The following is a 12694-nucleotide window of genomic DNA, read 5'->3' as shown; positions in this document are numbered from 1 at the left end:
GCGGTCGCATCTGTGTTTCTTCTACTGCCGATCCTTTCAACTTCAGATGTGAGGAATCGACGTAATGGGTGAGCAAAAACGTAAAGGTGCGTTATTCGGGCTGGCCATGTTGCCAGCATTAGCGAGCGCACAAGAGGTCACCCTCGACAGTGGCGACACTGCGTGGATGATGGTCTCTACGGTCCTGGTTCTCATGATGTTGGTGCCGGGGCTTGCTCTTTTCTACGGTGGCATGGTGCGCGCCAAGAACCTGCTCTCGGTCTTTACTCAGTGCTTCGCCGTGGCCGGGGTTATTGGCCTGCTCTGGGTCATCTATGGGTACAGCCTGTTCTCCGACACCACAGGGATGAAGGAGGGCGTGGTCAACCTGCATAGCCTAATCGGCGGCTTTCAACACTTCCTGTTGATGGATCTAAGGCGGGAAAGCCTTACTGCAGCCATTCCGGAAAGCGTATTTGCCACCTTTCAAATGACCTTTGCGTTAATCACGCCAATGATCATTGCTGGTGCGTTTGCCGAACGCATGAAGTTCTCTGCCGTGGTGTTGTTCGCCGCCCTGTGGTTCACCTTCTGCTACATCCCGCTGGCGCACATGGCTTGGAGCGGGCCCGGCGGTTTGCTGTGGGACTGGGGCATTCTCGAATTCGCAGGCGGCACCGTGGTGCATATCAATTCTGGCGTTGCCGGTTTGGTCGCCTGCCTGGTGCTAGGCAAGCGCAAGGGTTACCCGACTACCGCCATGCCGCCACACAACATGGGCTTTGCGCTTACCGGCGCGGCCTTGCTGTGGGTCGGCTGGTTTGGCTTCAATGTAGGCTCGGCTGTCGCTGCCAGTACGAACGCCGGTATGGCCATGCTCACTACGCAAATCGCCGCGTGTTCCGGCATCGTCGGCTGGCTAGCGATCGAATGGTGGAAGAGCGGCAAGCCAAGCGCATTGGGCGCGGCATCCGGTGCGCTCGCCGGGCTGGTTACCATCACCCCGGCCTGCGGCTTCGTTGGACCGGGCGGGGCGTTGGTCATGGGTTTCTTCACCGGGATCATCTGCTTCTTCGCCATCGCTTGGCTTAAGCGGTCGCTGGGCTACGACGATTCCCTGGATGCTTTCGGCCTGCACGGGGTGGGCGGCATCGTCGGTTCGATTCTCACCGGTGTTTTCGCCTCGACTTCCCTGGGTGGCTTCGAGGACATCGACATTGCGTCCCAGGTACTGATCCAAGCCAAGAGCGTGTTGTTCACGATCGTCTATTGCGCAATCGTGACGTTCGTTTTGCTTAAGACCATAGGGCTGGTTACGCGTGGCCTTCGTGTTAGTGAAGAGGTGGAGCAGCAGGGTCTTGATATCGGCAGTCACGGCGAGCGTGCTTACTCATAGCATTTGTTACGGGAGTGATTACCGTACTGATACGGGGACCGTCATCCTAACAATTGAATGAGCAGAACTCGGTCGGTCGGATTGATGCAATCGCACATGATGCATCGGTATGAACGCGAATAGATGGCGCAGGCCGGCCGGGATAGGTTGATGTCGGTTTAGCGAAGCCAGACTCGTATCCGGCTTCGCGGATAGACGAACACGGGGCAGCGGTGCCGAGTTCACCATTCTCACTTTCCATCAGGCACAAAAAAGGACGTCCGAAGACGTCCTTTTTTGTTTATTTGGTGGAGCCGGGGGGATTTGAACCCCCGTCCGCCAGCTCTCCGCTATTGGTTCTACATGCTTAGCCAATTCTACTGAGTTAACTCCGCGCCGCCCGAATGGCAGGGTGCTTGGAGCGAGCTGTATGAGATTTAGCCGTTACGTCTACAGCGAACTTGGCGGCGATCCTGTTCTATCTGACGGTCATTTTGGGTTTACAGGCATCCCCTCATGACCGCTGGCGCCGAAGCGACCAGATGAAGGTTAGGCGGCTAGCGCGTACCCTTCGTAGTTGTCGTCGTTGGCAACTAATGATTTGCAACAGTGGATTTACGAGTTCTGTTACCCACTCGGCATGCCCCTCAAGTTTCGCTACCGGCGTCGAATCCTAATCGGCCCCATAGCCTTGATGGCCTAGGCGCAGAGTCTACGCCTATCCATCGTTGCAGTCGACCGCCAGTGATGTCGGGTGACGATTAGTCGGCGGTTGCGACACTATTTAGCTCGCGTTAGGCGGACGCTGTATTAGCTACCTGATCCTGAACCACCGCCGTTAGAGCCTTCACCCGCTGGGCTTTTGAGCAGTTGTAAAGCCTGAGTACTTGCAGTGATGCAGCTCTCGGTATCACCTGATTTCTGCGCCTGCATGGCTTCTTTCTTGAGATCGGTAACTTGCTGCTTGAGTGGGTCGCCCAGCGTTGCAGCGCTGGTCGTGGTGGCGTCGTCGATCTGTTGCAGGTTTATCGCGCACAGGTCCTCGGCGAACGCTGGCGAGGCCATCAGGGCTGCGGTGATGATGAAGGCGGCACGTTTCATGTGTATCTCCTCGGTGCTAAAAAGGGTGATAGAGCATGTTCACGTCTGCTGCAATGCCAGGGACTGGCTCTGCTGCACCAAAGGCCGGTTGGCCGAATGGCTCCGCTAAATTGCGCGCGGTATCGCCAGCAGGTCGCGTGACATCCGATATTGTCCGGACTATGTAGTGGACTGCGCAGCGCGACCAACGGTTCAGTCACGCTGATATCAGAAATGCCATCACCTTTATGTACTCGAGAAAATTGTGGTTCCGATAGTAGGGTCAGGGCACCACGGGCCGCTGTGGGACGAGGGCACTGCTGTCTATCTCGGCAATACTTTTTGCGCCGGTGAGCACCATGGCGACCCGCATTTCCTTTTCGATAAGGTTCAGTAGGTTGCTAACGCCTGCACCGCCTGCGGTCGCGAGCGCGTAGATGAATGCGCGGCCCAGCAGGACGCTATCCGCGCCCAGGGCAATCATGCGCACAACGTCCAGGCCGCTACGGATGCCTGAGTCGGCGAGGATTTTCAGGTCGCCTTTGACCGCGTCTGCGATCTCGGGCATTGCCCGGGCGCTCGAGAGGACGCCGTCCAACTGACGCCCACCGTGGTTGGAAACAACGATGCCGTCTGCGCCGAAACGCACGGCATCGCGCGCGTCGTCTGCATCGAGGATGCCCTTGATGACCATTGGACCGTCCCAGGTATCGCGGATCCACTCCAGGTCTTTCCAGGATATCGACGGGTCGAAGTTGTTCGCCAGCCAGCCAATGTAGTCCGCCAGCCCCGTTGGGTGGCCTCGATAGTGGGAGATGTTGCCGAGGTCGTGGGGGCGCCCGAAGAGGCCGACGTCCCAAGCCCAGGCCGGGTGAGTGAAGGCCTGCCACATCCTTCGCATCGCCGCGCGCTCTCCGCTCATGCCGGAGTGCGCGTCTCGGTAGCGAGCGCCAGGGGTGGGCATGTCGACGGTGAATATGAGCGTTTTGACGCCGGCGGCTTTGGCGCGCTCCAAGGCGTTCTTCATGAACCCGCGGTCTTTCAGCACGTAGAGTTGAAACCACATCGGGCGTGATATGGCGGGCGCGACCTCTTCGATCGGGCAGACCGAGACGGTCGACAGCGTGAAGGGAATGCCTTTGGCTTCGGCGGCTTTGGCGGCTTGCACCTCGCCCCGGCGCGCGAACATGCCAAGTAGGCCGACGGGCGCCAGCGAGACCGGCATCGACAGCTTTTCACCGAACAGCTCGGTGTCCAGGCTCAGCTCCGACATGTTGCGCAACACACGCTGACGCAACGCGATGCCGGACAAGTCTTCGACATTGCGCTTAAGGGTGTATTCGGCGTAGGCGCCCCCATCAATGTAGTGGAAGAGGAAGGGGGGAAGTTTGCGTTCGGCCGCAGCTCGGTAGTCGGTAGAGGCAGAAATGATCATATGTTTCGTCTCTTACGAAAGGGCGACAGGCGACTTCGGGCGCCTGTCGGAATACACCCGCGCAACGGCGGGAAACACCGGCCAGCCGAGGACTGGCCGTTTGCTCAGGGGATCAGCATCCCAGTGAACACGTAAGCCTGGGCGATCGTAATGATGCCCACGAACGTGGCGAAGATGAGACTGTGCTTGAGCGTGAAGCGGAACAGATCGGACTCCCGTCCCACCATGCCTGTCGCGGCGCACGCAACGGCGATCGACTGGGGCGAAATCATCTTGCCGGTCACGCCGCCGCTGCTGTTGGCTGCGACCAGAAGCGTGTCGCTTACGCCGATCTGGTTGGCTGTGGTGGCCTGAAGCGAGCCGAACAGCGCGTTCGAAGACGTGTCGGACCCGGTCAGGAAAACGCCGAGCCACCCGAGGAAAGGCGAGAAGAACGGGAACAGCGTGCCGGTGCCCGCCAGAACCAGTGCCAGCGTCGATGACATGCCTGAGTAATTCACCACGAAGGCGAAAGCGAGCACCATGCCGATCGAAAGAATCGGCCACTTCAGCTCAATCAGCGTTTCTTTGAAGGTCTGCAGGCTGAGCTTTGGCGAGAGTTTCAGGACGGCCATCGAAATCAGCGCCGAAATCAGGATGGCGGTGCCGGTTGCCGATATGGGGTCGAATTTGAAGACTGCCGCCATCGGCGTTGCGGTCGCCGCGATGGGCGCGCCTTTGAGCACCAACTGATCGAGGTAGGGAACCGGAATCATCATCACCAGGCTTTCAAGCGCGCCACCAGGTAGGAAAAGCGCTTTGAAGGGTTTGAGGGTCCAAATCGTGACCAGCGCGGTCAGAATGAGGAACGGCGACCAGGCCTTAATGACTTCGCCTGCGCTGTATGGGCAAGGTTCGGTTCGGCCATTCGTTGTCGAGCCTGCCACGGCCGCGCCGCCTGCAGTCACACCTACGACTTCTGTGCCTTCCGATTTTGGTTGCCATACCTTGAGCAACGCTGTCAGGCAGATGAGGCTGACGAGCGATGAGGTGATGTCCGGCAATTCTGGACCCATGAAGTTCGACGTCAGGTACTGCGTGATGGCGAAGCTGACGCCGACCACGAGCGCAGCCGGCCAGGTTTCGCGGATGCCCCGCCAGCCGTCCATCATCGCCACGAGCCAGAACGGCACGATGACGGAAAGGAAGGGCAGCTGCCGGCCCGTCATTGCGCCAATGTCGAACGCACTGATGCCGGTCACCTGGCCTGCGACGATGGTCGGAATCCCCAGAGCACCGAAGGCTACCGGTGCGGTATTGGCAATCAGACAGAGGCCCGCAGCGTAGAGTGGGTTGAAGCCGAGCCCGACGAGCAGTGCGGCGGTAATCGCCACAGGCGCCCCGAAGCCTGCAGCCCCTTCGAGGAAGGCGCCGAACGAGAAGCCGATCAACAGTACTTGGATACGCTGGTCGCCAGTGATCGAGAGCACCGAACTGCGAATGATCTCGAACTGACCGGCCTTGACCGTCAGCTTATAGAGAAAGACCGCCGCTACGATGATCCAGGCGATAGGCCACAAGCCATACAAGAACCCATAGACCGCCGAGGCGAGCGCCATGCTTGCCGGCATCTTGTAAACGAGCATCGCGATGGCGAGGGAGATGAGCATGGTCGTTGTGCCCGCGATATGTCCCTTGAGGCGGAACACGGCAAGCGCGAGAAAAAAGAAGACGATTGGAACGAGTGCCGCTAAAGCCGACAGCGTAAGGCTGCCTAAGGGCGTGTAGAGCTGTTGCCAGGTTTCCATCTGTCGGAGCCTCTATTGTTATTAGCGATGGGCTTGTAGTTCGACTGCTTATCCTGACTGCATGAAATTGGTCATACCAATTTACAGAGCAGCTTCGTCAGCCTAAAATTCCAGTCTTCAACTGTCAATTCGTCGCACCGAGACTTTCGTATAGGTTCGCTGGCACGTCATACGTGTGCGGGCTATACGGAAGGGTATCGGTCGCTCGAAAGGTCGACGTTCAATCGAAGTGCAAAACGACACCCATGGTTAGCTTGCAACCTGTGCAGTCTCGACGGCTCTCGGACACTATCGTGGAGCGCATCGAGACGATGATTCTCGAAGGCACGCTCAGAGCTGGGGAGCGCTTGCCTGCCGAGCGCGTGCTGTCCGAGCAATTTGGAGTTTCGCGACCCTCATTGCGCGAAGCTATTCAGAAGCTTGTGGCGCGCGGGCTTTTGTTGAGCAGGCAAGGCGGCGGGAATTATGTCGCACGTAACGTCGGGTCGACCTTTCGGGATCCCTTGGTTGAATTGCTTGAGCGCAGTGCGAATGCGCAGCAGGATTTGCTCGAGTTCCGGCACACCCTTGAAGGGTCATGTGCGTACTACGCCGCTATTAGGGCGACCGAGTTCGATCAACAACGGTTGCAGGAAGCGTTTGCGCAGGTACTGGACTGTTATTCACGTGCCGGCGAGGTGACGCGTGAGGAAGAGGGGGCCGCAGATGCCGCCTTCCACTTGGCGATCGCCGAAGCGAGTCATAACGCGGTATTGCTACATACGATTCGTGGATTGTTCGATCTGCTCAAGAATCATATGGTCACCAACATCGTTGGTATGTATGCGCAGCGTAGTGAAACCCGGGACATACTGCTGCAACAGCATCGCGACCTGTATGAGGCCATTCTTGCGCGTAACGCAGAAGAGGCACGGAACGTTTCGCAGCGCCACATCAGTTATGTGCAGGAAGTGTTGCATGAGGCTCAGGAAGAAAAGCGCCGCTGCGATCGAGCACAGCGGCGTCGAGGCGTTTGACGATTACTCGTCCTTGCCTTTGGTGCGCATTGCCCGCTGAATCTCGCGATCCGAATCGCGTTCACGTTCCGTCGCGCGCTTGTCGAATTCCTTCTTGCCTTTAACGAGAGCAATCTCGCACTTGATCAGGTGCTTCTTCCAGTACAGAGCCAATGCTACGCAGGTATGACCTTTCGCCTGTACTGCACCGAACAGTTTGCCCAGTTCTCGCTTGTGCAGAAGCAACTTGCGCGTGCGCGTAGGGTCGGCAATCACATGAGTGCTTGCCGTCTTCAATGGGGTGATGTGACTCCCCAGCAGCCAGGCTTCGCCGTCTTTGAGCAGGACGTAGCTGTCCACCAATTGAGCTTTTCCGGCGCGTAGACTTTTCACTTCCCAACCCGCTAGCGCGAGTCCGGCTTCGAATTTGTCTTCGACGAAATAGTCATGCAGCGCCTTTTTGTTCAGCGCGATGGTGCCTTGAGGTTGTTTCTTCTGTTTAGCCATAGGGGCCGCATTATAGGGAGTTGCCAGGCGCATGGCGACTGGTCTCGAGGGTTGTGGAAGGCTGTGCTTGAGGCATGAGGATGAATGCCGGACAATATTTCCTCTTCGGTCGCATGCCAGGGCATGCCGGACGTTGCTCATTTCGTGTCGACTACTCGGTAACGCGGTGGGCCCGTCGTAAACGAGGAGTTGACGGAGTTAGCATGACGACCCATATCCAGCGCTCGGCGCTGTTACCTTATCCTGCACAATCCATGTTCGAACTGGTTAACGACGTTGCGCGTTATCCAGAGTTCCTGCCGTGGTGCTCGGACACGCAAATCCTGGAGCATGACGATCGCCTCATGCGTGCGCGTCTTTCTGTTGCTAAAGCGGGCATCAGCCAGCATTTCGTGACTCGCAACACGCTGGAGCCGGGGCAATCCATTGTCATGGACCTCGAAGAGGGGCCGTTCAGCCAACTTCACGGCGTCTGGACCTTCAAACCGCTTACCGACAAAGCGTGCAAGATCAGCCTGGATCTCTCCTTCGACTATGCTGGGCCCGTGATCCGCGCGACGCTGGGGCCGCTATTCAATCAAGCAGCGAATACGTTGGTGGACGCGTTTTGCCAGCGCGCGAAGCTGCTGTATGGCTGACGAGTCATTGGTGCGTGTCGAAGTGGCCTGCGCCACGGCCGAATCGCAACGTCTATTGACCTTGAACGTCACACCGGGAACGACGCTGCGTCAGGCCGTCTTAATTTCTGGAATCGAGCGTGATTTTCCCTCGATCGACATGAGCGAGGCGCCGCTAGGGCTGTACGGGCGTCGTATCGACAACGCTAACGAGCGGGCAGTGAGTGATGGGGACCGTATCGAGGTCTATCGACCGCTTTTGGCCGATCCCAAAGAAGCACGCAAGAGACGCGCAGCGCGATCAGCGGCAACGGCCGGTCAGAAAGATTGCAACGCTTGACCCGATGCTGCCACTAACCTGGCGGAACTCGCCTCGAACCCAGATCAATACGATGAGCTGGATTCGGGCGTAGATCAGTTCGGGTTGGTATCGAGGGGTTCTGGCGTCGGTACCGGAAACGGCTCGACCGTATCGATGTCACGCTGGATTTCCTCTTCGAGCGAGCCCGGTGCGGGTTTTTGCTCTGCAGGTTGCGTGGCAGGGGAAACGGTGGATCCGTCCTGGCCGAGAATCGCTTCATCGCGGCTGACGCCCGGCATGAAGTCACCTTCGAGTGCAACGAGTTGATCGCTTTCATTGAACTGCAAGCTGACACGCTCTTGCTGACGCTGACCGCCACCGGGTTGCAGGCTATAGAGATAGTCCCAACGCGTCGGATGGAAGGTGTCCGAGATCAGCGGGTTCCCCATAATAAACCTTACTTGACTGCGGGTCATTCCAGGGCGTAACTGGTCTATCATATCCTGCGTCACGACATTGCCTTGCTGAATGTCGATCTTGTAGACCCCGGGGAATGAACAACCGGCGAGTGCCACCAGCCCTGTAAAAGCGAGACTGGAGAGCATTAGCTTGGCGTTTTGCATCGGTGGGTGACTTCCACTATCTTGGCTTGGCACGAAGCCCCGATCATACCCGCATTACTGGGAGCTGCGAAGCAGCATCCGCGAGAAAGCAAACATGGTAGAAAATAACGAACTGCGCAAAGCTGGCCTCAAGGTAACCCTGCCGCGGGTCAAGATCCTGCAGATGCTGGACACGGCAGACCAGCGTCATATGAGCGCAGAGGACGTTTACAAAGCGTTGATGGATGCGGGCGAGGACGTCGGTCTGGCCACCGTATATCGCGTGTTGACTCAATTCGAAGCTGCCGGACTTGTCGTTCGCCATAACTTCGATGGTGGCCATGCGGTGTTCGAGCTGGCGGACGGCGGTCACCACGATCACATGGTGTGCGTCGATACGGGTGAGGTGATCGAGTTCATGGATGCTGAAATCGAGAAGCGCCAGAAGGAAATCGTGGAAGAGCACGGTTTCGAGCTGGTCGACCACAATCTCGTTCTCTACGTGCGTAAATCGAAATAACGCAAACAGCGTTTTCAAAGAAGCGGCCCTAGAGCCGCTTTTTTCGTTTAGCGACGATTTTCGAAATCCGGCCACGTCAACGTGCCTTCGTCGACGAACCGCCGGTTGCCGAGAAAACCGCCACCCAGTCGCCCGGACAGACGGTATGGCAAGGCCTCGCTCGTGACATTCCGAGACGCCGCCCACGCCTGCTGAAGCGCTGAGAACGCCGAAATGCTCATTGGAACGGTAACGAGCGTCTCGCCAAAGCCGGGAACCTTGCCTTTCGCGTCACTGACGCCACGGGCCAGTTGCTTACCGTTCAAATCCAGCGCGAGCGACACCCCGTCATAGTTGAGCGCATCCGCGTTGGGGTTCTGGAAGCGTAACTCCAAGGCGAAGCGAACTTCGAGATTGCCCCCAGCCAGCGGCGCTACGTCCACCAGATTGACGGTAAGTGGCTCTCTTCCAGTCAGTGAGTTGCAACCTGAAAGAAACAGGAGCAGTGCCGTGAATACGAGCCAACCTAGACGGGTATAAGCAATCGTGATGTTCATGGGAGATAGGACCTGCAGCGCCGGCGCAGGTTGCGTGGTTGACGCTTCGGCTGGATAGGGATAGGCAGCAATCAATTGAACGGAAACATTGTGTAACAGTCGACATGCCTATCCTTACCGATGGAATGGCCTGATGACTTCACCGCATTATTCGCTGGAAGAGCGCAAGAAACGTGTGTTCGCAATTGTCGGAGCCTCTTCGGGCAATCTCGTGGAGTGGTTCGACTTCTACGTCTACGCGTTTTGTGCGATCTATTTCGCTGGCGCGTTCTTCCCCAAGAGTGACCCCACCGTCCAGTTACTGAACACCGCGGGTGTGTTTGCCGCTGGGTTCCTGATGCGTCCGATTGGAAGCTGGATCTTCGGTCGCATTGCGGATCGCAAAGGCCGTAAGACGTCGATGGTCATTTCCGTGCTGATGATGTGTGCCGGATCGTTGTTCATTGCCTGTTTGCCGACTTACGAAAGCATTGGCATGTGGGCGCCTGCACTGCTCTTGGCGGCGCGGATGTTCCAGGGCATTTCGGTCGGCGGCGAGTACGGCACCACCGCGACCTATATGAGTGAGGTCGCATTGAAAGGGCAGCGTGGCTTTTTCGCCTCTTTCCAGTACGTCACGCTCATCGGCGGTCAGCTGCTTGCGGTATTGGTCGTGGTGATTCTTCAGCAGTTGCTGGCCGAAGACGAGCTGCGCGCGTGGGGCTGGCGCATTCCCTTCGTGGTTGGAGCTATCGCTGCGCTCATCTCGTTGGTCCTGCGCCGGTCGCTCAACGAAACGGCGAAAACCGAAGATATGAAGCGCGAGGACTCGGGTACGATTTCGGGCATTTTCAAGCACCACAAGGCTGCTTTTTTCACCGTGCTCGGCTACACCGCAGGCGGCTCGCTGATCTTCTACACCTTCACGACCTACATGCAGAAGTATCTGGTCAATACGTCGGGCTTGGATGCCAAGGTCGCAAGCGCCATCATGACTTGCGCACTACTGGTGTTCATGGTCATGCAGCCGTTCTTCGGCATGCTGTCCGATCGCATCGGACGCCGCGCATCGATGATGCTATTTGGTGGCCTTGGTGCCGTTGGCACCTGGCCATTGATGACGGCAATCGCCCATACGACCAATCCATTCCTGGCGTTTGGCCTGATCGTCGTAGCCATGGCAATCGTCAGCTTCTACACCTCGATTGCGGGTCTCGTAAAGGCCGAAATGTTTCCGCCGGAGGTTCGGGCGCTAGGGGTCGGTCTGTCCTATGCCATTGCGAATGCGGTGTTTGGTGGCTCGGCGGAGTACGCAGCGTTGGGTCTCAAGAGCCTGGACATGGAGTCAGCGTTTTATGGCTACGTAACGGTCATGATGGTGCTGGCGTTCTTCGTGAGCATGCGCTTGCCGCGTCAGGCGAGTTATCTGCATCACGACCTGTGAACAGCCTTAGTCGTACTCTGCCTCTACATGCTCTCCAAGCAGGCGGCGCTGGCGTTTCGTTGCCGCGGCCAACACCTCTGGATTGAAGGTGAAGGCCAGATAAGGTGAGAACTTCTGCGCCACCATGCGTCGTCCGTAATGGACCTGGAGCAAGTAGCGTGTGCGGTCGCTGGACGCGTTGCGACTGCCCGCATGCCACACATCGCTGCGCAAGAACAGCACGTCGCCGGCCCGGCAGAGTACCGGTTCGGGCACGTGGCCATTCCAACCCTCCTCACCGGGTCGAGGCGCGCGACCGCTGCGGTGGCTGCGTGGCACCACGTAGGTGGGGCACAGTGCTTCGTCGATATCGTCCAGATAGATCATCGCGGTGCACAGCAGCATTGGCAGCTCGAACGACGGGTCGCTCAGCCATGTTTCAGGCAATGGCATCGGCAGGTAGTCGAGGTGGAGGTCTGCGCCGATGAAGCCAGGGTGCGAGCGCCAGGCGGTTTGGCCGACGACATGGCAGTCGCTGCCCAACGCGGCCTCCGCGAGCTCGATGACGCCAGGTAGGTCGAGGTAACGAAGCCAGTGCGCGGCGCGGTTGAACACGCATTTGTAATGGTCCACGAGGCCCGTGTAGTCCCAATGAATGGGGCTCAGCTCATCGATGGCCTGTTTCACCGCGTCTATCTGGTCCGCGTGAAGTACTCCGGGCAACAGCGTGAAGCCCTGTTCATGCAGTGCAGCCAGCCGGGTTGCAGTCAGGTCGTACATGGGTTGCAAGCCTCTCGCATGCTAATCGATAGACGCGTAAAACCGTCCGGTTCGCCGCGATCGCTATCAGGCTGAGCGTAGAAGTGTTTACGCGTATGTGCTACCGCAGGAGGCAGCCAGGCGGCGGTTACCTTTCCTGCACTGCATGCGCCAGCGCGGACCGTTGGTGCCTTGAATATCAGGGAGATTTGAATACGCGCGGAGACGCGGCTTCACGGGGGTGTTCGCATGAAATGTAATGGCGGGGCATGGGGTCGGTGCTGGGAACATTCTTCCGGCGTGTCAACGCCAAAGGAAGTGTTCTAGTTGGCTTGCAAGATGAGCGCGAGCGACTGGGTCGCGTGCGAGGCAGGCCAATAGAGCATGGAGGAGGGCAGTGCCAGGGGAGCCGGCACTGCCAGTGTCGTCAAACCGAGATCTGGCTTTCGACGGATTGCAGCTTGCGACGAGCCAGGGCGAGGTTGGCCTTGGATTTGTCGAGTACGTAGTACACGAACAGCTCGTTGGTTTGCGTCAGCGGGCGAATGAGGTGGTATTGCGAGCCCAGTGTGATGAGGATGTCCTCGATGTTCTCGTTGAGACCGAGCATCTTCATGACTTTGAGTTTGGCGCGCACCACCTCGGTGTTACCTGCGGCAGCGAGCTCCATGTCAACGCCCTGGCCAACAGAGCCGAGCAGCATGCCACTGGAGTAGTCCACGACGGAGGCGGCCATTGCGCCATCGATATCCAGCAGGAGACTCAGTGTTTCGGTAAGGCTTGCCATTGCAATTTCCTT

Annotated in this window: 14 protein-coding genes and 1 other RNA gene; 6 read left to right on the top strand and 9 right to left on the bottom strand. The window is 58.1% G+C overall.

The window, feature by feature from the left end; all coding sequences use genetic code 11:
• Positions 1–64: 64 nt before the first annotated feature.
• Positions 65–1375 carry an ammonium transporter gene (locus IEY47_RS14395; RefSeq protein WP_188983949.1) on the top strand — a complete coding sequence of 437 codons (1311 nt, stop codon included), beginning with the start codon at positions 65–67 and terminating at the stop codon, positions 1373–1375.
• A 285-nt stretch (positions 1376–1660) separates the two neighbouring features.
• Here the strand turns inward: IEY47_RS14395 and ssrA are convergent.
• From ssrA to IEY47_RS14375, 4 genes are all read right to left on the bottom strand, one after another.
• Positions 1661–2039, bottom strand: a transfer-messenger RNA (tmRNA) gene (gene ssrA / locus IEY47_RS14390).
• A gap of 125 nt (positions 2040–2164) precedes the next feature.
• Positions 2165–2455 (bottom strand): PA2433 domain-containing protein, encoded by a 291-nt coding sequence (locus tag IEY47_RS14385; RefSeq protein ID WP_188983948.1) that lies wholly within the window; start codon positions 2453–2455, stop codon positions 2165–2167.
• Between the two features lie 262 nt (positions 2456–2717).
• Positions 2718–3869, bottom strand: coding sequence for an FMN-dependent L-lactate dehydrogenase LldD (lldD, locus tag IEY47_RS14380; protein ID WP_188983947.1), 1152 nt, complete (start codon positions 3867–3869; stop codon positions 2718–2720).
• A 104-nt stretch (positions 3870–3973) separates the two neighbouring features.
• Positions 3974–5656 carry a lactate permease LctP family transporter gene (locus IEY47_RS14375; protein WP_188983946.1) on the bottom strand — a complete coding sequence of 561 codons (1683 nt, stop codon included), beginning with the start codon at positions 5654–5656 and terminating at the stop codon, positions 3974–3976.
• 245 nt (positions 5657–5901) lie between these two features.
• Here IEY47_RS14375 and IEY47_RS14370 point away from each other — a divergent pair, with 245 nt between their 5' ends.
• Positions 5902–6672 carry a GntR family transcriptional regulator gene (locus IEY47_RS14370; RefSeq protein WP_188983945.1) on the top strand — a complete coding sequence of 257 codons (771 nt, stop codon included), beginning with the start codon at positions 5902–5904 and terminating at the stop codon, positions 6670–6672.
• Between the two features lie 3 nt (positions 6673–6675).
• Here the strand turns inward: IEY47_RS14370 and smpB are convergent, their stop codons facing one another.
• Positions 6676–7158: an SsrA-binding protein SmpB gene (gene smpB, locus IEY47_RS14365; RefSeq protein ID WP_188983944.1), complete on the bottom strand. Its 483-nt coding sequence runs from the start codon at positions 7156–7158 to the stop codon at positions 6676–6678.
• A 203-nt stretch (positions 7159–7361) separates the two neighbouring features.
• Between smpB and IEY47_RS14360 the strand changes: the two genes are divergently transcribed.
• Both IEY47_RS14360 and IEY47_RS14355 read left to right on the top strand, forming a co-directional pair.
• Positions 7362–7796, top strand: a complete 435-nt coding sequence (locus IEY47_RS14360) for a type II toxin-antitoxin system RatA family toxin (protein ID WP_188983943.1) — start codon at positions 7362–7364, stop codon at positions 7794–7796.
• Complete coding sequence (locus IEY47_RS14355; RefSeq protein ID WP_188983942.1) at positions 7789–8115, top strand: RnfH family protein; 327 nt, start codon at positions 7789–7791, stop codon at positions 8113–8115. Before IEY47_RS14360 ends, IEY47_RS14355 begins: the two co-directional genes overlap by 8 nt.
• 74 nt (positions 8116–8189) lie before the next feature.
• Here the strand turns inward: IEY47_RS14355 and IEY47_RS14350 are convergent, their stop codons facing one another.
• Entirely contained in the window at positions 8190–8699 is a 510-nt protein-coding gene (locus IEY47_RS14350; protein ID WP_188983941.1) for an outer membrane protein assembly factor BamE, read from the bottom strand.
• Between the two features lie 94 nt (positions 8700–8793).
• On the opposite strand from IEY47_RS14350, the gene fur reads away from it, so the two are divergent.
• The gene (gene fur / locus IEY47_RS14345; RefSeq protein ID WP_188983940.1) at positions 8794–9198 is read left to right on the top strand and encodes a ferric iron uptake transcriptional regulator; all 405 of its coding nucleotides are present in this window, start codon (positions 8794–8796) and stop codon (positions 9196–9198) included.
• 47 nt (positions 9199–9245) lie between these two features.
• On the opposite strand, the gene IEY47_RS14340 is transcribed toward fur, so the two are convergent.
• Positions 9246–9734 carry an LEA/WHy family protein gene (locus tag IEY47_RS14340; protein WP_188983939.1) on the bottom strand — a complete coding sequence of 163 codons (489 nt, stop codon included), beginning with the start codon at positions 9732–9734 and terminating at the stop codon, positions 9246–9248.
• A gap of 133 nt (positions 9735–9867) precedes the next feature.
• On the opposite strand from IEY47_RS14340, the gene IEY47_RS14335 reads away from it, so the two are divergent.
• The gene (locus IEY47_RS14335; protein WP_188983938.1) at positions 9868–11157 is read left to right on the top strand and encodes an MFS family transporter; all 1290 of its coding nucleotides are present in this window, start codon (positions 9868–9870) and stop codon (positions 11155–11157) included.
• Positions 11158–11163: 6 nt separating this feature from the next.
• On the opposite strand, the gene IEY47_RS14330 is transcribed toward IEY47_RS14335, so the two are convergent.
• Positions 11164–11916: a phytanoyl-CoA dioxygenase family protein gene (locus IEY47_RS14330; RefSeq protein ID WP_188983937.1), complete on the bottom strand. Its 753-nt coding sequence runs from the start codon at positions 11914–11916 to the stop codon at positions 11164–11166.
• 406 nt (positions 11917–12322) lie between these two features.
• Positions 12323–12682, bottom strand: coding sequence for a hypothetical protein (locus IEY47_RS14325; RefSeq protein WP_188983936.1), 360 nt, complete (start codon positions 12680–12682; stop codon positions 12323–12325).
• Between the last annotated feature and the right edge of the window lie 12 nt (positions 12683–12694).

Origin of the sequence: Pseudomonas matsuisoli (assembly GCF_014647635.1) — a bacterium.
Taxonomy (GTDB): domain Bacteria; phylum Pseudomonadota; class Gammaproteobacteria; order Pseudomonadales; family Pseudomonadaceae; genus Pseudomonas_P; species Pseudomonas_P matsuisoli.
This window is presented reverse-complemented; position numbering and strand designations above follow the sequence as displayed.